General features: G+C 62.3%; 17 protein-coding genes and 1 pseudogene. 15 read left to right on the top strand and 3 right to left on the bottom strand.

Features of this window, described 5'->3' with window-relative positions:
• Positions 1-286: 286 nt before the first annotated feature.
• Both VGH41_RS09430 and VGH41_RS09425 read right to left on the bottom strand, forming a co-directional pair.
• Positions 287-733: a hypothetical protein gene (locus VGH41_RS09430; protein ID WP_331597122.1), complete on the bottom strand. Its 447-nt coding sequence runs from the start codon at positions 731-733 to the stop codon at positions 287-289.
• Positions 734-1,056: 323 nt separating this feature from the next.
• Entirely contained in the window at positions 1,057-1,347 is a 291-nt protein-coding gene (locus tag VGH41_RS09425) for a PsiF family protein (RefSeq protein WP_331597121.1), read from the bottom strand.
• 500 nt (positions 1,348-1,847) lie between these two features.
• Here VGH41_RS09425 and VGH41_RS09420 point away from each other — a divergent pair, with 500 nt between their 5' ends.
• Both VGH41_RS09420 and VGH41_RS09415 read left to right on the top strand, forming a co-directional pair.
• Positions 1,848-2,144, top strand: coding sequence for a YciI-like protein (locus tag VGH41_RS09420; protein WP_331597120.1), 297 nt, complete (start codon positions 1,848-1,850; stop codon positions 2,142-2,144).
• A gap of 537 nt (positions 2,145-2,681) precedes the next feature.
• Entirely contained in the window at positions 2,682-3,866 is a 1,185-nt protein-coding gene (locus tag VGH41_RS09415) for a transposase (protein ID WP_414696628.1), read from the top strand.
• Between the two features lie 102 nt (positions 3,867-3,968).
• Here VGH41_RS09415 and VGH41_RS09410 read toward each other — a convergent pair whose 3' ends face one another.
• Complete coding sequence (locus VGH41_RS09410; RefSeq protein WP_331597118.1) at positions 3,969-5,489, bottom strand: mannose-1-phosphate guanylyltransferase/mannose-6-phosphate isomerase; 1,521 nt, start codon at positions 5,487-5,489, stop codon at positions 3,969-3,971.
• A gap of 638 nt (positions 5,490-6,127) precedes the next feature.
• On the opposite strand from VGH41_RS09410, the gene VGH41_RS09405 reads away from it, so the two are divergent.
• The 13 genes and pseudogenes from VGH41_RS09405 (at position 6,128) to VGH41_RS09345 (ending at position 20,685) form a co-directional block, all read left to right on the top strand.
• On the top strand, positions 6,128-7,525 hold the full coding sequence (locus tag VGH41_RS09405) for an undecaprenyl-phosphate glucose phosphotransferase (protein ID WP_331597117.1): 1,398 nt from the start codon (positions 6,128-6,130) through the stop codon (positions 7,523-7,525).
• A gap of 88 nt (positions 7,526-7,613) precedes the next feature.
• Positions 7,614-9,038, top strand: coding sequence for a UDP-glucose/GDP-mannose dehydrogenase family protein (locus VGH41_RS09400; RefSeq protein ID WP_331597116.1), 1,425 nt, complete (start codon positions 7,614-7,616; stop codon positions 9,036-9,038).
• 22 nt (positions 9,039-9,060) lie between these two features.
• Positions 9,061-9,513, top strand: coding sequence for a low molecular weight phosphotyrosine protein phosphatase (locus VGH41_RS09395; protein WP_331597115.1), 453 nt, complete (start codon positions 9,061-9,063; stop codon positions 9,511-9,513).
• Positions 9,507-10,682, top strand: a complete 1,176-nt coding sequence (locus VGH41_RS09390; protein WP_331597114.1) for a polysaccharide biosynthesis/export family protein — start codon at positions 9,507-9,509, stop codon at positions 10,680-10,682. Before VGH41_RS09395 ends, VGH41_RS09390 begins: the two co-directional genes overlap by 7 nt.
• Positions 10,683-10,772: 90 nt before the next feature.
• Complete coding sequence (locus VGH41_RS09385; RefSeq protein WP_331597128.1) at positions 10,773-12,998, top strand: polysaccharide biosynthesis tyrosine autokinase; 2,226 nt, start codon at positions 10,773-10,775, stop codon at positions 12,996-12,998.
• 81 nt (positions 12,999-13,079) lie between these two features.
• A complete protein-coding gene (locus tag VGH41_RS09380; protein WP_331597113.1) occupies positions 13,080-14,006 on the top strand; it encodes a glycosyltransferase family 2 protein in 927 nt (308 codons plus the stop codon).
• Between the two features lie 35 nt (positions 14,007-14,041).
• Positions 14,042-15,241, top strand: coding sequence for a glycosyltransferase family 4 protein (locus tag VGH41_RS09375; protein WP_331597112.1), 1,200 nt, complete (start codon positions 14,042-14,044; stop codon positions 15,239-15,241).
• A 3-nt stretch (positions 15,242-15,244) separates the two neighbouring features.
• Positions 15,245-16,705 (top strand): glucose-6-phosphate isomerase, encoded by a 1,461-nt coding sequence (locus VGH41_RS09370; RefSeq protein WP_331597111.1) that lies wholly within the window; start codon positions 15,245-15,247, stop codon positions 16,703-16,705.
• Positions 16,706-17,920 carry a glycosyltransferase family 4 protein gene (locus VGH41_RS09365; protein ID WP_331597110.1) on the top strand — a complete coding sequence of 405 codons (1,215 nt, stop codon included), beginning with the start codon at positions 16,706-16,708 and terminating at the stop codon, positions 17,918-17,920. It abuts the gene before it with no gap.
• 104 nt (positions 17,921-18,024) lie between these two features.
• Positions 18,025-19,191, top strand: a complete 1,167-nt coding sequence (locus VGH41_RS09360) for a glycosyltransferase family 4 protein (RefSeq protein ID WP_331597109.1) — start codon at positions 18,025-18,027, stop codon at positions 19,189-19,191.
• A 213-nt stretch (positions 19,192-19,404) separates the two neighbouring features.
• Positions 19,405-19,887 (top strand): type VI secretion system tube protein TssD, encoded by a 483-nt coding sequence (tssD, locus tag VGH41_RS09355; protein WP_331597108.1) that lies wholly within the window; start codon positions 19,405-19,407, stop codon positions 19,885-19,887.
• 14 nt (positions 19,888-19,901) lie between these two features.
• Positions 19,902-20,386: pseudogene (locus tag VGH41_RS09350) on the top strand (DUF2778 domain-containing protein).
• A complete protein-coding gene (locus tag VGH41_RS09345; protein WP_331597107.1) occupies positions 20,383-20,685 on the top strand; it encodes a hypothetical protein in 303 nt (100 codons plus the stop codon). The pseudogene VGH41_RS09350 and the gene VGH41_RS09345 overlap by 4 nt, the downstream one beginning before the upstream one ends.
• Positions 20,686-20,787: the final 102 nt, after the last annotated feature.

Genomic DNA, 20,787 nt, shown 5'->3' with positions numbered 1-20,787 from the left:
TTTGGCGGAAACCCTTGTGGGGCGGGCGTTTGCGGCGAATCTGTTAAGCAGTTGGGTAAATCTGACCGATCAAGGGACGGAGCTGGTCGAGCCTCATGCGGGGCGATCGCAATGGCCGGTGCGTGTCTCGCGCGTTTCCTTTGCGTGCGTCGAGGGAAGTACGCAAACCGCGCAGCGAGCCATTTTTTACCGATTGGCGCGCGTGGACCGGTTGAAATAAATGCCCGGGTAGCGTCTGAATATGTTGCATGGATGCCGCAGGCGACCCGTGAGCAACGGTGGGCGCTCATTGGTTCGACGTGCTTTTGATGGGCGGCGGCCGGCGCAACGCGCGGCGAATCCCGCCGATCAGCGCGCCGATTGCGAACAGCACGGCAGCCGGCACCACCCAGTAGCCGACGAACGCATGCCAAAGGTACGCAAAAAGCGTGGAACGGCGCAGCGTGTATTCGTCGCGGGCCTCCTGCTGGCGAGCCGCGTTGGCAGCGAGCACCTCGGCCGGGCAGCCGGCCGCGCGCGCCTCGTCGGGCTCGCCGTGGCAGCGGGCCGCGGCGCCGGCTGCGCGTTGTGCGTCGGTGAGGGTCCACGTGGTCAGGGCGCGCTCCAGATCGACGCCGTTGTACGCCATCTCCTCCTGGATTTCGCGCACGGCGACAATGGCCACCGGCACCGCCCAAAAGACGATGACCACCAGCCACCGCCTGAACCAGCGGTTCTTGTGTCTCCATACCATTCTTGCCTCCGTTCGATGCGCTTTGGCATCAACGACAAGATGGCGGCCCGCTGGGCATCGTATTTTATGGGTGGGCCGTCTCCGCAGCCATCATAGAAGAAAATGTCGCGTTCGGGCTAATGCAGTTGAAAGGCGTGAGCCGGGCGAAAACACGGGAAGAGTGTGCGGAGGAACCTGCCGCAGGCTCGATGCGAATGCCATGGAACGGCTCAGGCAGGTTGGATGCGGCGGCGATGCGAATGGCTGGGCGAGCCGGACGGCGAATTGACGCCGGCAATCGCACAGGCTGAACGCGGCTCGCGCGCCCAGCCTCTGTGTGACGCCTAGCTCTTGTTGCTGAGGCAGGTCTTCATGAAGGCTTTCCGGTCATCGCCTTTCTTGTCGGCGGCTTGCGTGTTGCAGGCCTTCATCTTTTCCTGCTGCGTCATCGGCGCGGCGGTCGGCGTGGCAGACAGGCACGACTTCATGAAGGCCTTGCGGTCGTCGCCTTTCTTGTCTCCCGCCTGCTTGTTGCAGGTGGTCATCTTCGACTGCTGGCTATTCTGGGCGAAGGCGGCGGGAGCGACGAGTACCGCGCCAAGGACGAGGGCGGCGAAAGCGGACTGGATCTTCATGGGACACTCCATCGGTAGTGAAACTGTTCTGGTCGTCTTACTCCGGGCGTCTCAGGCATCCATTGCCCATCGCCGCCACTATTATGGCAAAACTGTCAGTGAAAACGCCGCAAGGTGTTAGCTGGTTGACAGGCGGCGGGGCGGGGTTTCCCTTAGCAGCACGGCGGCGCCAAAGAGCGAGGCGCGCAGGTGGCGGCCATGCGAGGCGCGCAATTTTCGTGCCGCGCCGCAGCAGAGGGATCCGGAAAGCTACGCGGCCGGAACTGGCGGGATAGTACGGAATACAGATTAATTTTTAAGTGTCAAAATATGGGATTCACTCTCGCCATTGATTGGGCTGCAACCGGAGACCGCAAGGGGGCTTATAACAGATGTTCGATGACAGGCAATAGCACGTTCAATAAAAACCGGCAGAATATTCCGTAAAAAATGTAATGCCGCAATATTGACATGCTTGACTCTTTCTAATCTATTTGAATGGTTATTGGCGAGACATATTCATGCACTATCTATTGATCTACGACCTTTGCGCCGACTATCTCGAGCGGCGCGCACTCTATCGCGATGCTCACCTCAAGCTTGCGTGGGCTGCTTCGGAGCGCGGTGAACTGATGCTCGGCGGTGCCCTCGGCGAGCCGACCGACACTGCCATGCTGCTCTTCAAAGGCGACTCGCCCGCTGTGGCCGAAGCCTTCGCACAAGCAGATCCATACGTGCAGGAAGGGCTCGTAACGCGTTGGCGCGTGCGTCCATGGATGACCGTGGCGGGCGAGCACGCAGCGAATCCAGTGCGATAAGTCCGGCAGCGCGGCTCGCACTTGCAGCGCACGCGCGGCGCTGCAAGACGGCCGTGCCGCTGTGTCGAGGGCGTGGCGGGCGCGCGAAGTCGCCTGCCGCCGCACGAGACATCACCGATAAAAATTCATAAAAGAATTGCGACGTCTTAACGTCAAATCACGCGGAAATTCCAAATAAAGGCTCTGCGCGATATGTGCTGGTTCTGTTGCGCCCGCAGGAACGTCTGCCACGGCCAATGAATTTACGACATCGCGAAAGGCGACAAGATTGTTTCCATCCGTAACACTTGTCATTGTCATATTCATGCAAACCCTGGTAATGGTATGCTTCGTGCACAATTTCTCCAATGCACGAGTGAGACCACGTTTTGTGCTTCGCGGTGGGGACGGTTCGCACTATCGCAGTGCAACATTCGCGAATCGCACCGAACGTTAAAACATATTTGTGCAACCGAGGACACTACACGAATCGGGAACGCTGAATTCGTGGCTGTCCAACGCCGCGGCCTGGTTTTGCCAAGCCGTGTGGAGATCCGCATGTTTTTCGATGAGCTAAGCAATGACGAATGGGCGCTGCTAACGGCGCTTGTTTCCGATGAGCCGGCCGTCCGGTTGAACCGACGCGGCCGGCCGCGCGCCGAGCCGCGTATCGTGGCGAATGCGGTCCTATGGATTCTGACAACGGGCGAGCCGTGGTCCAAGCTTCCCGGCCGCTACCCGTCGGGTCCCACATGCCGGCGCCGTTTCGAAGAATGGCAGTTGAACGGCACGCTGACGGAGATGATCCGGCTGCTGTCGCAAACCGGCCGCAAGTTCGTCTACGTCCCGCAAGCGGCGCCCCCCGTCGTGGCGGCCAAACCTGCTCCGCAACCGGTCGTGGCCAGTATGCGCGACGACGCACCGCGTGGCGTGAGCTGGAAGAGTCCAGAGTCATGGCGTGCGCCCGCCGGCGTGACGCCGGGCTGGCGCTCGCTCGACCCGCTCGCCGACATGACCCGGCAACTCTCCGGCACGATGCCCGAAGAGTTCGCGCAACCCGTCACGGTGCTCATGCAAGGCGTGCCAACGGTGCAGTCCATGCAGCCCGCGCAAGCGGTTCAGTCCGAGCCCGCGCAGCGTCTGGAGCGTTCCGGGCGCGGCTTCAATCGTGCGGACGAACTGGGCGCGACGCGCCACCGAGATCAACCCCGCAGTCCGCAGCCCATGAGCCTCGCTTCGCGCGGCACGCAGGTGCTGGACCGGCGCGGCTTCGCGATCTACGTTGCGGCCGAACGGGTGCCGGGCGCCATGTATCGCGCGTGGGCGGAGATCGAGCAAGACGGGCGCCGTGTCGAGCGCTCGGGTCTGGTTGGCCCGCGTTTCGCGGATCCGGATGCAGCGCAGGAATATGCGCTGGAATGGGCACGCCTGTGGATCGAACGCCACTGCAGCATGATGAATGCGGCGGCCAACGCACCCGCACCATCCAGTTACTCGCGGCCCCTGCCGGGTGCGCGGAGCATACCGGCCACGCCGACTGTCAGTTCCACGGGCGTGCACGCCGATGCTCCGGTCAATGCAGCAATGAACGGCGCAATCAGCAGCCCGCTGAACGGTGCCCCGATGCATGGCCCGCTGAATGCCCTGCGTGCGCCGTTGCGCCGTTATCCGGGCGAAACCGCCACCGAGAGTGCAGCTGACCGGTTCCCGACGGTGTCAGAACTTATCTCCCACGCGGGGTGAGCAGCGGGTGAAGCGCTGCAGTGCCCCGCGGACGGTCAGGAGCAACCGCCGCAGGATCCGCAAGACAGATGAGTGATTCACCGTGATCGTGGTCGACGTGCTTTATTGACGCCCATACGTATCGTCGAAGCGCACGATGTCGTCTTCGCCGAGATACGAGCCGGACTGCACTTCGATAATTTCGAGCGGCATCTTGCCAGGATTCTCGAGGCGGTGGGTGGTGCCGAGCGGAATATAAGCAGATTCGTTTTCGGAGACGATAAAGCGCTCTTCACCCCGGGTGACGAGCGCAGTGCCGCGTACGACGATCCAGTGTTCGGCGCGATGATGATGCATTTGCAGCGACAGGCGCGCGCCAGCGTTGACGACAATGCGCTTCACCTGGAAGCGGTCGCCGGTATCGACGGAATCGTAGTGGCCCCACGGGCGGTGAACCTTGCGATGATTCGCCGCCTGTGGGCCGCCCTCGGCGCGAATCCGGCCCACGATCTTCTTCACATCCTGCACGCGTGATTTGTCGGCGACCAGCACGGCATCCGCGGTCTCCACCACGACCAGGTCGTGCGTGCCCACGCAAGCAATCAGGCGTCCTTCCGAATGCGCGAAGGTGGAGTGCGAGCCTTCGAACATCACATTGCCGCGTCCCACGTTGCTGGTTTCGTCCTTCTCCGAGATTTGCCAGATCGCATCCCACGATCCCACGTCCGACCAGCCCGCCAGCAGCGGCACGACCACGCCCGTTGCGACCGTCTGGTCGCCGCCGAGCTGTTCCATCACCGCATAGTCGATCGAATTGGACGGCGACGCACTGAACGCCTCACGATTCAGACGGAAGAAGTCGCCGTCCGCCTTGCCGTTCGCGACGGCCGCCTCGCAGGCTTCGAAAATTGCCGGCTGGAAATGTCGGATCGCTTTGAGCCACGTCGACGCGCGCATGATGAAGATGCCGCTGTTCCACCAGTACTCCTGAGATTCGATGTATCGCTGGGCGAGTTCCAGATGCGGCTTTTCGACGAAGCGCTCGAGCCGGTGCGCGTCGATCGGGCCGCTGCTGCCCAGCGCCGCGCCGATACGGATATAACCGTAGCCGGTCTCGGCATGCGTGGGCACGATGCCCATCGTGACGATATGGCCATCGCTTGCGAGTTGCACGCCGGCCGCCACCGCCTTGTGGAAGGCGTCGATGTCGGTCACGGCGTGATCGGCCGGCATCACGACCATAATGCCGTCACCGTCCTGCGCGGCCACTGACAACGCGGCAACGGTCAATGCCGGCGCGGTGTCGCGACCAGCCGGCTCGAGAATCAGATGGCTGGCCTTGCCGCTCGTGCGCAGCTGCTCGGCGGTGGTGAAGCGGTGCTCTTCATTGGCCACCACCATCAGCTGATCGGCGAGCGGATGACCGGCATCGAGTGCATCGAGGCGGCGGGTGGTGGACTGCAGCAGAGAATCGGCGCCCAGCAGGCCGATCAGCTGCTTCGGATATTGCTCGCGTGACATCGGCCACAGGCGGGTGCCTGAACCGCCCGCAAGAATCACGGGATGGACCTTCAGTTTGACGTTCAAGGATGCGGCGCCGCCTTGGCGGATGTCGGCGATGGACGCCGTAACCGTTGCTGTCATGGTGAACTCCTCGGGGCTGGGTGATTGCCTCAATTTGTATCACGGCGTAATTGGCCAATAAAAGCTCGTTAAATACGCGGGTTGTAAAAAGATGTAAGAAAATCCAAATGACGGACATTAATTAATTTCGGATTTATTTCAGTCGATCAGAGAAATAGAAAAATAATTGTCTAAAAAATACTCAGGCACTTTTGCACGTCGAAAAGAAGCGAAAAGTGACGTTGTCCAGAATCGGTCATTTCATGCAAGTTTGATAGACCAGTGCTGCCAGCAATGAGCCTAGAGGCGCTGTGTACGCGCCGTTCAACAGGAATTACGGTAATAAATACCTCAAAAAATAGTATGAAAAATAGGTAAATATGACCGATACAATTTGAGATTTTTTGCGGCCTTGCGGCGCGAATTTTAATGCCGCCTTATCTAGCCTGTACGGGTAATTACTCACTCTGACTTGTGTTCCGCATTAAGCGGACAACGCAAGGAAACACGAAAAGGCAACCAGTCATTTGCAAGCGCGCGCGCTGCGCGAAGTAAATGCGGGTTGCTATTGGTTTTAGCGGCTTTAGCGGCTTTTCACGCGGTGCGAATGCCCGCTTCCTGGACGGATGGCACTTGACTGACGAACTGAGGTGCAGCGCATGCTGAGTGTTCTATCGAGAATCATCGACATCGCGATGGTCGCTTTTGGCGCCCTGATCGCGGCCGCCGTGCACAGCGGGCGATGGGTGTGGCTGGACGACATGCAAAGCATTTCGCTGGCGTTCGACTGCCTGCTGGTGGTGGTGTTTTTTCCCGCGCTCGGTATCTATCTGTCGTGGCGCGGCAAGCCGCTGATGGATCTGTTGTTCCGCGTGTCGGGCGGCTGGCTGATGGTGGAAACCACCGGCGTGCTGATCGGCTTCAGCCTGCATCGCGCGGAGCTGCTGTCGCGTCTGTGGCTGGTGTATTGGGCAGGCGCTACCGTCGTGCTGCTGATGGTCAGCAAGACGCTGGTGTACACGATCCTGAAGGGGCTGCGCCGCGAGGGCTTCAATCACAAAGGGGTGGCGATCGTCGGCGGCGCGCCTTACGGCAAGTTTTTGATCGAGCAGATGCGCAGCCGTCCGGAAGCCGGTTTCAGTCCGCTCGTGATGTACGACGAAGACAGCCCCATCGATCCGTATCAGGACCCGGACGCGGTCGTGGCGATCGAAGGGGTGCCGGTGGAACGCGACTTCGCGGCCATGATCCAGCTGGTGCGCGACCGCGCCATCAAGGAGTTGTGGCTCGCCTTGCCGATCTCGAAGGAAAAGACCATTCACCGCTTCGTGATGGAGCTGCGCAACGACTTCGTGAATATCCGTTTCATTCCGGATGTGCGCAGCCTGACGCTGTTCAGCCAGCCTATGGTGGACCTGCTCGGGGTGCCCGCGATCAACCTGGCGGCGTCGCCCATCACCGATCTGCGCGTGTTGCCCAAGCGGGTATTCGATCGCCTGTTCGCGTTCGGTGCGTTGAGCGCGCTGTCGCCGATCATGATCGTGATCGCGATCATGGTGAAGCTGTCGTCGCCGGGACCGGTGTTTTTCCGGCAAAAGCGCAAGGGTATCGACGGCAACCAGTTCGAAATCTACAAGTTCCGCTCGATGCGGATGCACAAGGAAGAGGCCGGCAAGATCACCCAGGCGACGCGCCGCGACCCGCGCATCACGGCGGTCGGTGCGTTCCTGCGCCGCACGAGTCTGGACGAGCTGCCGCAGTTCATCAACGTGCTGCGCGGCGAGATGTCGGTGGTCGGTCCGCGTCCGCATGCGCTCGAACACGACGACATCTACAAAGACCTGGTCAAGGGTTACATGCACCGTTACCGGATCAAGCCGGGCATCACCGGCTGGGCGCAGATCAACGGCTACCGCGGCGAGACCGACCGCATCGAAAAGATGATGGGGCGCGTGAAGCTCGACCTCTACTACATGCAGAACTGGACCTTCTGGCTCGACATCAAGATCGTCGTGCTGACGCTCTGGAAGGGCTTTGTCGGCAGCAACGCTTATTGAATCCGAAGCGTGCACCAAGCGGGCGCCGGTTGACATGACATGCCATGCGCCCTGTTTCAGAACCATTCAAATCTCCGAGGTGAAATTCATGAACCTGACGATCATTGGTAGCGGCTATGTGGGCCTCGTGACGGGTGCCTGTCTTGCCGACATCGGCAACGACGTGTTCTGTCTCGACCTCGATCAGCGCAAGATCGACGTGCTCAACAACGGCGGCGTGCCGATCCATGAGCCGGGCCTGCAGGAGATCATCGCGCGCAACCGCAAGGCGGGGCGCCTGAAGTTTTCGACCGATGTCGAGGCCGCGGTCAGACACGGCGACGTGCAGTTCATCGCGGTCGGCACGCCGTCGGACGAAGACGGTTCCGCCGATCTGCAGTACGTGCTGGCCGCCGCGCGCAATATCGGCCGTCATATGAGCGGCTTCAAGGTGATCGTCGACAAATCGACCGTGCCGGTGGGCACGGCCGTGCGCGTGCGTGAAGCGATTGCAGAAGAACTGGCCGCGCGCGGCGCGCAGCACATGTTCTCAGTGGTGTCGAATCCGGAGTTTCTGAAGGAAGGCGCCGCGGTGGAAGACTTCACGCGTCCGGACCGCATCGTGCTCGGCTGCGACGAAGACGTGCCCGGCGAAAAAGCCCGCGAAGTGATGAAGCGTGTCTATGCGCCGTTCAACCGCAACCGCGAACGCACGCTGTATATGGACGTGCGTTCGGCGGAGTTCACCAAATACGCCGCCAACGCAATGCTGGCCACGCGCATCTCGTTCATGAACGAACTCGCCAATCTGGCTGACCGCGTCGGTGCGGATATCGAAGCGGTGCGCCGTGGCATTGGCTCGGACCCGCGCATCGGCTACGACTTTCTGTATGCGGGCTGCGGCTATGGCGGCTCGTGTTTCCCGAAGGACGTGCAGGCGCTGATCAACACCGCCGTCCAGCATCATGCCGGTTTGCGCATTCTGGAAGCGGTCGAAGCCGTCAACGAAACCCAGAAGAAGATTCTCGCCAGCAAGATCGTCGAGCGTCTGGGCGACGACCTGTCGGGCCGCACGTTCGGCGTCTGGGGGCTGGCATTCAAGCCGAATACCGACGACATGCGTGAAGCGCCGAGCCGTCCGCTGATTGCGGAACTGCTCAAGCGCGGGGCACGCGTGAAGGCCTACGATCCGGTCGCCATCGACGAAGCGAGGCGGGTCTTCGCGCTCGATCTGCAGGACGTCCCGCAGCAGCACGCACGCCTCACCTTCGTGAACGAAGAGATGGATGTGGCACGCGGCGCCGACGCGCTCGTCATTCTCACCGAGTGGAAGGTCTTCAAGAGCCCGGATTTCGACAGCCTCAAGCAGCATCTGAAAGCGCCGGTCATTTTCGACGGCCGCAACCTGTACGAGCCGGAAGCCATGCGCGAACTCGGCATCGAGTATCACGCCATCGGCCGCGCGCACGCGCAAGGCGCCGCACCGGTTGCCGGTCAACAGCATGCCGTCGATCACGCCACTGCTACGCAGTGACCCTAAGCCACGGATACCGCCTATGTTTGCAAACGTTCTGATCGTCTGTCACGCCAACGTGTGCCGGTCGCCAGCCGCAGAGATGCTGTTCAAGGCCCGTCAGCAGGACGCTGCCGGCGCTGCGGCCGAACCCATCCGGTTTCACTCGGCCGGTATCCGCGCCGTCGACGGTTACGGCATGGACCCCGTGATGCGGCGCCTGCTCACCGAGCGCGGCATCACACCCGGGGTGCATCACGCGCGGCGCCTCAATCGTCAGATCGTGCGCGACGCGGACCTCGTGCTCGTGACCGAACGCCGCCAGGTCAGCGAGGTCGAGGCACTCGACCCGGCCTCGCGCGGCAAGGTCTATCCGCTCGGCAAATGGGAAGACTCGGATGTCGTCGACCCGCATGGCGGCGAAGAAACCGCCTATCGCGAGAGCCTTGCGCTCATGGATCACCTGGTCATGGGATGGCTGAATAAAATATGCTGAAACGAAATCTCACTGCGGTTCTTTCGCTGACGGTCCTGCTGTCCGCCTGCATGACCGCGCCCGGCAACTATCTCGACACCTCGCGTCTGCATGAGGATGGGCCGAGCAAGCCACAAGACAACTATCCGGTACAACTGATCGATTCCGATCTGATCATGGCCCAGGCGCAGCAGGCCGCGGCCGCACAACGCCAGGCGCTTCCGCCTGGCGCGTACACGGACCCGTCGCAGTACGTCTACCGGATTGCGCCGCAGGACATCCTCGGCATCACCGTGTGGGATCACCCCGAACTGACGACGCCGAACGGCAGCACGCTATCAACGGGCGACAACACCACGCAGACCTTCGCGGGCGCGGTGCAGCAGCCGTACACCACAGCGTTGCCGGGTCAGGCGGATCCGTTCGGCCAGACCGTCGCCTCCGACGGCACGATCTTTTTCCCGTTCGTGGGACGCGTGCATGTGGCGGGCCGGACCATGACCGAGGTGCGCAATGAACTGGCCACGCGTCTTGTGCCGTACATCAGGAATCCGCAGGTGGATGTGCGCGTGCTGTCGTTCCGCGGCCAGAAAGTGCAGGTGACGGGCGAGGTCAAATCGCCGGGACCGCTCGCCGTGAGCGACGTACCGCTCACGCTGGTCGATGCGATCACGCGCTCGGGCGGCACCAACGAGCTGGCCGACATCCAGCGCGTGCGCCTCACACGCAACAACAAGCTTTACGTGCTCGACGCCAACAGCCTGCTCGATCGCGGCGACACCAGCCAGAACGTGATGCTGCAAGCGGGCGACATCGTCAATGTGCCGGACCGTGTGGACAGCCGCGTGTTCGTGATGGGCGAGGTGAAGAATCCGCAGACCGTGTCGATGCTGCGCGGGCGCCTGACGATTGCCGACGCACTCACCCAGGCCACCGGCATTCTCGACACCGACGCCAATCCGCGGCAGATCTACGTGATGCGCGGCATGAAAGATCATCCGACCAAACCGGAAGTGTTCCGGCTCGACATGACGCAGCCGGACTCGATCATGCTGTCGTCGCAATTCCAGCTGCAACCGCTTGATGTGGTCTATGTCGGCACCGCAATTTCGACCACGTTTAACCGGGTCATTCAGCAAGTGCTGCCGGCCATCCAGTCGGTGTTCTACATAAAAGAATTGACGAACTAGGCGCCTGACCCGCCGATAGTCCTGCGTGGCGTAAGCAATGCGGTAAAGCATGACGCCGCGCAGGACTCCAGACGAACCAACCGGGATCGAATTGTGAGCACTCAAGCAAATCCTCATATGGCCATTGCGGCCAGGACCGAAGAAGAGGACGTCGTCCTCGGTCAACTGCTGCAGGTGATCCTCGACGACATCTGGTGGCTGATAGCCATCGCGGCGACGATCGTGGCGATCGCCGCCGTTTACTGCTATATCGCCAAGCCGACCTATTCGGCCGACGCCTACGTGCGCGTCGAGCAGGGCGACAACACCTCGCAGGCGCTGACGCAGACGCAGACCGGCGCGGTGATTTCGAGCGGCCAGACGTCGTTGCCGACCGACGCCGAAATCGAAATCATCAAGAGCCGCGGCGTGGTCGGTCCGGTGGTTCAGCAGTGCAAGCTGAACTTCAGCGTCGAGCCGAAGATGATTCCGTTCCTCGGCAGCCTCGCCGCACGTCTTGCCGCGCCGGGTCAGTTGGGGCGGCCGTGGTTCGGCCTCACCACCTATGCGTGGGGCGGTGAAACGGCGGACGTCGATTCGGTCGAAGTCGAGCCTGCGCTCGAAGGCAAGAAGATGGTGCTGACCGCGCTGTCCGACACCCAGTACGAACTGCGCGCGCCTGACGGCACGCTGCTGTTGCGCGGCGCCACCGGCCAGAGCGAGCAGGGCGGCGGCGTGACGATCCTCGTCAACAAGCTGGTCGCGCGTCCTGGCACCCAGTTCACCGTGATGCGCGCCAACGACCTCGACGCGATCACCGCGTTTCAGTCCGCGATTCAGGTGCAGGAGCAGGGCAAGCAAACCGGTGTGATCGAAATCTCGCTGGAGGACAAGGATCCGGCCCATGCGGCCATGGTCGCCAACGCGCTCGCGCAGTCGTATCTGCATCAGCATGCCGAAGCCAAGCAGGCCGACACCACCAAGATGCTCGACTTCCTGAAGAGCGAAGAGCCGCGTCTGAAGGGCGACCTCGAGCGCGCCGAAGCTGCCTTGACCGCGTATCAGCGTCAGTCAGGTTCGATCAACGCAAGCGACGAAGCGAAGGTCTACCTGGAAGGCAGCGTCCAGTACGAACAGCAGATTTCGGCGCAGCGTTTGCAGATTGCTTCGCTGCAGGAACGCTACGGCGACGAGCATCCGTTGATCAAGGCCGCGCGCGAACAGATGGCCGAGCTCGAAGCGCAGCGCGACAAGTACAGCGACCGCTTCCGCGATCTGCCCGCCACCGAAGTGAAAGCCGTGCAGTTGCAACGCGACGCGAAAGTCGCGGAAGACATCTACGTGCTGCTGCTCAACCGCATCCAGGAGTTGTCGGTGCAGCGGGTCGGCACGGGCGGCAATGTGCACATCGTCGATTCGGCGCTGCGTCCGGGTACGCCCGTCAAGCCGAAGAAAGTGCTGATCCTGTCGGCGGCGGTGATTCTCGGCCTGATCGCAGGTACCGGTTTCGTGTTCCTGCGCCGTAACATGTTCAAGGGCATCGACGATCCGGACCGCGTCGAGCGCATGTTCCATCTGCCCATCTACGGCCTCGTGCCGCTCTCCGCGGAACAGGCGTTGCTCGAGAGCAGTTTTGTGCGCGGCGGCAACCGGCTGCGTTCAGTGCTGGCCGATGCGCGCCCGAAGGACGTCACCGTCGAAAGCCTGCGCAGTCTGCGCACCTCGATGCAGTTCACGATGCTCGATGCGCGCAACCGCGTCGTCATGTTGACGGGCCCGATGCCCGCGGTCGGCAAGAGCTTCCTGACGGTCAACCTTGCCACGCTGCTCGCGCACTCGGGCAAGCGTGTCCTGATGATCGACGGCGACATGCGGCGCGGCGCGCTGGAGCGCTATGTGGGCGGTCCGCAGGATAACGGTCTGTCGGAGTTGCTGAGCGGTCAGATCTCGCTTGAAGAGGCGATTCGCAGCACCACCGTCGACGGCCTGAACTTCGTATCGTGCGGCCGCCGTCCGCCGAATCCGTCCGAGCTGCTGATGTCGCCGCGCCTGCCGCAGTACCTCGAAGGCCTCGCCAAGCGCTATGACGTGATCCTGATCGATACGCCACCGGTACTTGCCGTCACCGACGCGTCGATCATCGGCGCCTACGCGGGCTCGACGTTCTTCGTGATGCGCTCAGGTGTCCATAGCGAAAGCGAGATCGCCGATGCGCTGAAGCGTCTGCAGGCGGCCGGCGTGCACGTCCAAGGCGGCATCTTCAACGCCATGCCGGCGCGCGCGCGCGGCGGCTACGACCGCAGCTATGCGGCCGTGCAGGAATACCTGAGCACGTGATGCGCCACCGGAAGACCTCGAGCGCAATGTACCCAACCCGGCAGAAACGACTGGCTACGACACGACAAGGAGCATGACGCGATGAAAGTAACGGTACTGGTTCCCACTTTTCGCCGGCCAGGCGATCTGACGCGCTGTCTGGCCGCATTGCAGCGGCAGTCGCGTGCCCCGGACGAAGTCGTGGTCGTCGCCCGTCCGGACGATACCGCTACCCACGCCTGTCTGCGCGAGCCGGCCGTGGCGGGCGGGTTGCCGCTTTCGGTGGCGCTGGTCGAAGCGCCGGGACAGGTCGCCGCCCTCAATCGCGGTCTCGATGCCGCGAGCGGCGACGTGATCGCGATCACCGACGACGACGCCGCGCCGCATCCCGACTGGGTCGCGCGAATTGCCGCCGCCTTCGAAGGCGACCCGCGTCTGGGGGCGCTCGGCGGGCGTGACTGGGTGCACGAAAAGGGCCGCGTGCTCGATGGTCAACGCCCGCTCGTCGGCAAGCTGACGCCGTCGGGCAAGATCATCGGCAATCACCATCTGGGGGTGGGCGGCGCACGCGAAGTGGATCTGCTGAAGGGGGCCAACATGAGCTACCGGCGCGCCGCGATCCGCCATATCCGCTTCGACGCGCGGCTGCGCGGCGCGGGTGCTCAGGTGCACAACGACATGGCCTTCAGCATGAGCGTGAAGAACGCCGGCTGGAAGCTCGTCTACGACCCGTGCGTCGCCGTGGATCATTTTCCCGCCGAACGCTTCGACGACGACCGCCGCGACGCGCAAACCATGATGGCCGTGCGCAATGCCGCCTACAACCTGCATCTGATCCTGCGCGATCACTTGCCGCCGCTGCGCCGCGAGGCAGCGTGGTGGTGGTACGCGCTGGTCGGCACGAAGGTGTATCCGGGCTTCGCCCAGGTCGTCGTGGCGCTGCTTTCGAAGCAAGGCCGTGCGCGCCTCTCGCGCTGGCGCGCGGTGCGCATCGGCGCGCATGAGGCGCGCCGCGCCGCGGCGTCTTGAGACGCCTCTTTCAACCCGCCGACCGGAGTGCCTGAATGAGTACGAAAGTCCACGTTCATCTGTTTTATGGCGCCGATCCGCGCTTTTATCGCAAGGGCGATAACATCGGCTGCCTGTATGGCTATCACCATGCCGAGTCGGACGACTACGCGCTGACCTATTCGCAGGACACGCGTGAGAATGCGCCCGTGCGGCTGTTGCGCCGCGCGCTGAAAGCGATGCTCGGCTTCGATCTGATCCATACGCTGCGCAATCGCGACGAGATCCTGCGCTCGGACGTGATCTGGACGCATACCGAACATGAATACCTGTCGGTGGCTTTGGTGCTGCTGATGAGCGGCCGCCACATCTCGCGTGGGGCGCCGCCGTTACTGCTTGCGCAAAGCGTGTGGCTGCTCGACAAGTGGCCGAACTACGGGTTGCTGCGGCGCTGGCTGTATCGCAAGCTGATTGCACGCGCCGACGTGCTGACGACGCTCGCCAGCGAAAATGCCGAGCTGTGCGAACGTTTTTTCGGCCGCAAGGCGACGCATGTCTATTACGGCCTGAACACCATCGATTTCCCGGTGCAGGTGCCGCGCAGCTGGCAGCCGCATACGCCGGTGCGGATTGCGGCGATCGGCAACGACCGCGATCGCGATTGGGAGACGCTCATCAAGGCGTTCGGCGACGATGCGCGTTACTCGGTGCGGCTCGCCACGCGGCGGCGGATTCCGGCCAGGCTGCACGCAGCGAATGTGGAGATTGCACCGGCGGCGGGTCTGAAGAAAGCGCGCGAACTGTATGACTGGGCCGATCTCGTGATCGTGCCGCTGCGGCCGAACTCGCACGCGTCCGGCATCACCGTGATGCTGGAGGCGGCGGCGCTCGGCAAACCGATGGTCGTCACCGAGGTGGGCGCGCTCGACGATTATTTTTCGCGTAGCGCAGCGGCCTATGTGCCGCCGTTCGATCCGCTCGCGTTGCGTAAAGCCGTGGACCACCTCGTCGCGTCACCACACGACGCGCTGCGCCAGGCGCAGGCCGCGGCGGAGGAGTTGCTCTCGCGCGATCTGACCACGCGCCAGTTCGCGATGCAGCACGTGCGCATCACCGAAGAACTGCTGCGCCGCCGTGGCTCGACGCGCGGCCGTCCGGTAGGGCAACCTGCCGCGACGCGCCAGGCCACGCCGCAGCCGGCGCAATCCGCGCAATCCGCACAATCGGCTCACAGCCAGTCACGCGGAGGCCTCTAACCGATGGCAACAATCGCGCGTGCCGCCGCGGGTGGTGCAGAACGCCGCCTCAAAAGCGATCCGATGGAATGGGGGCCGCCCGCGCTGCTGTGGTTCATCACGGCGGTGCTCGTCGCCGCCCATCAGGGCACGGTGCTGACGCTCGCCTTTCCCGTGCTCGCCACCATGACGGGTCTCTGGCTGTACTTCAAAAGTCCGGCACGTTATGTCGGTTTCATGTGGTGGCTGTGGTTCCTGAGCCCGGAAGTGCGGCGCCTTGCGGACTGGTCGAAGGGCGCCTTCACGCCCACCAGCCTGATCCAGATCGCACCGCTGGCCGTGACGATGATCAGCGGCCTGTCGCTGATCCGTCACTACCCGGTGCTGGCACAACGGCGCGGCTTGCCGGTGCTGCTGGTGCTCGCGGGGCTGGCTTACGCGTTCATGGTCGGGGTCGTGTCGAGCGGGCCGCTCGCGGCCACCTACGACCTCGCGAACTGGATCTATCCGATCCTGATCGGCTTTCACATCATGGCCAATACGCGCCAGTACCCCGCGTATCGCGACACCATCGTCAATACGTTTATCTGGGGCATGCTCGTGATGGGCGGCTACGGCCTCGTGCAGTTTTTCATCATGCCGCCGTGGGACGCGCTGTGGATGCTCGGCTCGCAGATGAATTCGCAGGGCGACCCCGTACCGATGGGCGTGCGCGTGTTCAGCACGATGAATTCGTCCGGACCGTTCGCGTTCGCCATGATGGGCGCGATGGTCTACGTGATGGCCGCGAACCACCGGGTGCGCTGGATCGCCGCCGGCCTCGGCTTTTTCGCGTTTGCGTTGAGCCTCGTGCGTTCGACATGGGGCGGCTGGGTGATCGCGTTGTTCATCCAGCTGGTCAAATCGAATAACCGGGTGCGCCTGCGCATCGTGGCGAGCGCGCTCCTGCTGGCCGGCCTGTGCGTGCCCTTGCTGGCAGTGGGGCCGGTCGCCGAACGGATGCAGGCGCGCCTCGACAGTATCGTCAACCTCAAAGACGATCAGAGCTACGCCGCACGAAACGAGTTCTACGCGACCTTCGCGCAGAAGGCGTTCACCGATGTCTCCGGTGAAGGCATGGGCGCGACGGGCACTTCGACCAAGCTTTCGAACGACGGTGGCCAGCTTGGCCAGTACGGCAACTTCGATAGCGGCGTGATGAACATTCCGTTCGTGCTGGGCTGGCCGGGTACCTTGCTGTACCTGTCCGGCATTGTGTGGCTGCTGGTGCGCGCGGTGCTCGCCTCGTTCAAGCTGCGCGACGACAAGTTCGTGTCCGCGTCGATGAGCCTCGGGCTCGCTATTTTTGCCATGCTGGTGTTCACCAATTCGCTGGTGGGCACCGGCGGGCTACTGCTGTTCATGAGTGTTTTTTCGATCATCTCCGCGGCGCACTGGCAAAAGCAGAATCGCCGCAGGGACTTTCTTCTGCACGGAGGCACCTGATTGAGAGTCGCCATAGTCACGCACGTCGTGCGCCATAACGACGGCCAAGGGCGCGTCAACCACGAGATCGCGCGTGCGGCCCTCGAAGCGGGTATCGCGGTGACGCTGGTTGCGTCACACGTCGCGCCCGAACTGCTGGCCCATCCGAACGTGCGCTGGGTGCCCATGAAAATTGGCCGCGGGTGGCCGACCAATCTGCTGCGTCAGCAGGTGTTCGCGTTAAAGAGCGCGCTGTGGTTGCGCGCGCATCGTCGCGAGTTCGACGTGCTGCACGTGAACGGCTTCATCACGTGGATGCCTGCCGACGTCAATACCGCGCACTTCGTGCATAGCGGCTGGTTCGGCAGCAAGTACTACCCGTTTGGGCTGACGAAGGGCGTGTGGTCCGCCTATCAGTCGGTCTATACGCGCGCGAATTCCTGGCTGGAGCGCTGGGCCTACCGCCGCTCGCGGGTGATCACGGCGGTGTCGAAGAAGGTTGCCGACGAAATTCGCGCGATCGGTCTCACGCCGCGTAACCGCGTCGAGGTGATCTATAACGGTGTCGATACAGCGGGCTTCGCAGCTGCTAGCGGCGATCGGGCGAAATTCGGTCTGCCGGCCGATGCGTTTCTGCTGCTGTTCGTCGGCGACCTGCGCACGCCGCGCAAAAATCTCGGCACGGTGCTGGAGGCGCTGCGTCATCTGCCTGCGCAGGTGCATATCGCGGTGGCGGGCTATTTGCCGGGTAGTCCCTATCCGGAGCAGGCACGCGCGCTCGGCATCGCGGACCGCGTGCACTTCCTCGGCCTCGTCAAGGAAATGCCGGTGCTGATGCATTCCGTGGACGCCTTCGTGTTTCCGTCGCGCTACGAGGCAATGAGCCTGTCGCTGCTCGAAGCGATGGCAGCCGGCTTGCCGGTGGTCACGGCGCGTACCGCGGGCGGCGCGGAAATCATCACGCCGGAGTGCGGCATCGTGCTGGACGATCCGGACGATCCCAAGGCGCTGGCCGGCGCGGTGGCGCGCCTCGCGCGATCCGACGATGCGCGCCGCGCGATGGGTGTGGCGGCCAATGAACTCGCGACCGGTTTTGGCTGGGCGCGCATGGCCGCGCAATACATTGCGCTGTACCGGCAACTGGCGGGTCACCAGGAGGACCGTCGCTGCGCAAGCGCGGCTGACGAGCAAGCGCTTGCCTCGAACGTGCTGGCCGGCCACAAGGGAGCCGAATAGAACATGCAGGGGTATCGTCACCCGCTTCAGGCAATTCACGTCAATAACATTGCATACGCGACTCACGCTAATTGCGCTAAACACGCTACGAAAGGGACACAGTCATGAAAGCGGACTCAATCAAATCGTTGCAAATCGGCATGCACTGGTTTCCGGAGCGCGCGGGCGGGCTGGACCGGATGTATTACTCGCTGGTGGGTGCATTGCCGGACGCGGGCGTCGCGGTGCGCGGCGTGGTAGCCGGTTCAGCGCGCGTGGCGGAAGATACGGGTGGCGCGATCCAGGGCTTCGGCTCGGCCGCGCAATCGTTGCCTTTGCGTCTGATGGCGGCCCGCCGCGCGCTGCGCCGCGAGATCAGCCGGCAGCGTCCCGATGTGATCTCATCGCATTTCGCGCTGTACACGTTTCCTGGCCTTGACGTGACGCGCGGCATTCCGCAGGTGTCGCATTTTCAGGGACCGTGGGCCGACGAGAGCCACGTGGAGGGCGCCGATTCGCTGGGACAGCGTGCGAAGCGTTATCTGGAAGGTGCGGTGTATGCGCGTTCGTCTCGTCTGATCGTGTTGTCCGATGCGTTCGGCAAGATCCTGACCTCACGTTACGGCATTTCGCCGGAGAAGGTGCGCGTCGTGCCAGGCTGTGTGAACGTCGAGCAGTTCAACCTGCCGATCACGCCGGCAGAAGCGCGTATGAAACTGCAATTGCCGCAGGGGCGCCCGATCGTGCTGGCGGTGCGACGGCTGGTGCGACGCATGGGCCTGGAGGATTTGATCGACGCGGTCGCGCAGTTGAAAAAGCGCATACCGGATGTGCTGTTGCTGATTGCGGGTAAGGGACGAATACAGGAAGAGCTGCAGAAGCGGATTGAAGACGCGGGACTCGAGGAAAACGTAAAACTGCTTGGCTTCGTGCCGGACCAGCATCTGGCAACGCTGTATCGCGCGGCGACGATCAGCGTGGTGCCGACGGTGGCGCTGGAGGGCTTTGGGCTGATCACGGTGGAGTCGCTGGCGTCGGGCACGCCGGTGCTGGTGACGCCGGTGGGCGGCTTGCCGGAGGCGGTGGCGGGGCTGTCGCAGGATCTGGTGTTGCCGTCGACGGGAGCGGGTGCAATTGCCGAGGGACTGGCAGCGGCGCTGAATGGTTCGCTGAAGCTGCCGGACGCGCAGGCGTGCCGGGCGTATGCACGAGACCACTTCGACAATTCGGTGATCGCAAGGCGGGTGGCGGCGGTGTATAGCGAGGCGATCGCGGCGGGTGGGGTGCATTGAGGGGGGCAGTTTTTTTGGAGAGGCTGCTGCGCTTGGCTGCAGCCTGTTCCTGTCACGTGTATGAACCAAACGTTCAGTCATTGAATCTGGACCGAGGTGTGAGTCGCCTTTACAAATCCGGACATCCAAGAGTGCGGGGACTGCTAGGGTCTGATGTGCAATGCGTGGCTACGCCCCGCGCATTGATATCTTTAACCTGGAGAGTTCCCACTTATGGCTATACCTTTGCACCTCTGGCTGACCGACCAGGATGGAACGCTTATCAGAGGATCAAGCGCTGTGATTGGACGGGAAGGCAGTATCGAGATCCTAAGTCTTGCACACGGCATGCACGCACCAGCGGATCGTCATACCGGCAAACTGATGGGCGGCCGCTCTCATCGCCCCTTAACGATCGAGAAGGAAATCGACAAGGCATCCCCCGTTTTGTATCGGGTGCTCGCGAGAGGGATGACGCTTCAATCGGCGGAACTGAAGTGGTATCGCATCAATGAAGGTGGGTGGGAGGAAGAGTACTTCAACATGCTGATGCGCAACGTAAAGGTCGTGTCAGTCTCGCCGCGCGTGCCAAACATCAAGGAACAGATCAACGCGCACCGGAATCATTTCGAGGTCGTTGAATTGGCTTATGAGGAGATTCAATGGTCGTATCTCGACGGGAACCTGATCTTTAAGGACGCCTGGAACCTTATCTGATGAGGACCTTCCAAATGCGCGTCGTGCAATGTACGTTTTACCTTAACAGTCTGGCAACGTCGTTGCTTCATTGTTCCGGGGTCGGTCCAATGGTCGCTTTTTCGGGGCGAAAGGACGGCCGGGACAATCCGGCAGACGTTGACAAGGAAGATATCGGGCCACTTCCCAAAGGAACGTACTATATCGTTGATCGCCAGTCAGGCGGACGTCTGGGATTCCTCTATGACCCGATGGGCGAATTCGGCCTCGGTACAACCGATCACAAGAAGTGGTTCATGCTGTGGAATCCGAACACTGGCGACTCGACCATGATAAATGGTGTCAAGCGAGGTAACTTCAGGCTTCATCCAATGGGCCCCCGCGGTCTAAGCGAAGGCTGCATCACCGTGGTCGATCCGTCCGACTTAGCCGTCTGGAACGTTACCTACGTTCTCAAGCACCGGATTTGCCGGTCCCCGGGACGACATTGAAAGCCTACGGAACCGTCGACGTTCAATGAAAAAAATAGCCATGCGCGCGCCGCTTCTTCTTGCGAACGTTGCTGTAACGGCTGTCGGCGCGTGGGGCCTTCTGCGGGTGATTCTCGGATTACCGGCGAACATGCCGTATGCAGTCGATATGTTCTTGCGAATGACCTTGGAGATTTCAGGCAATGACGCGCTGGCGAATCCCGATGATATGGAGATGCTCTCTCTGTTGCTTTATCTTTGCGTTTCAGTCACCGTCGCAGGAAGCGCGGTTCTCGCGTGCAACCTGGCTTTTTACAGGTACATCGTAAAGCGGCGTGGTGGTCAATAGCTCGTCAATCGGACCGGAGCGGCAGGCATGGTGAAGATATCCTGACGAAACGACCGGTCAAATGTAAAACCCAAAACCCGCAGCGCCATCCACCAGAACGGC

The organism is Paraburkholderia sp. (assembly GCF_036488795.1).
GTDB lineage: Bacteria > Pseudomonadota > Gammaproteobacteria > Burkholderiales > Burkholderiaceae > Paraburkholderia.
This window is presented reverse-complemented; position numbering and strand designations above follow the sequence as displayed.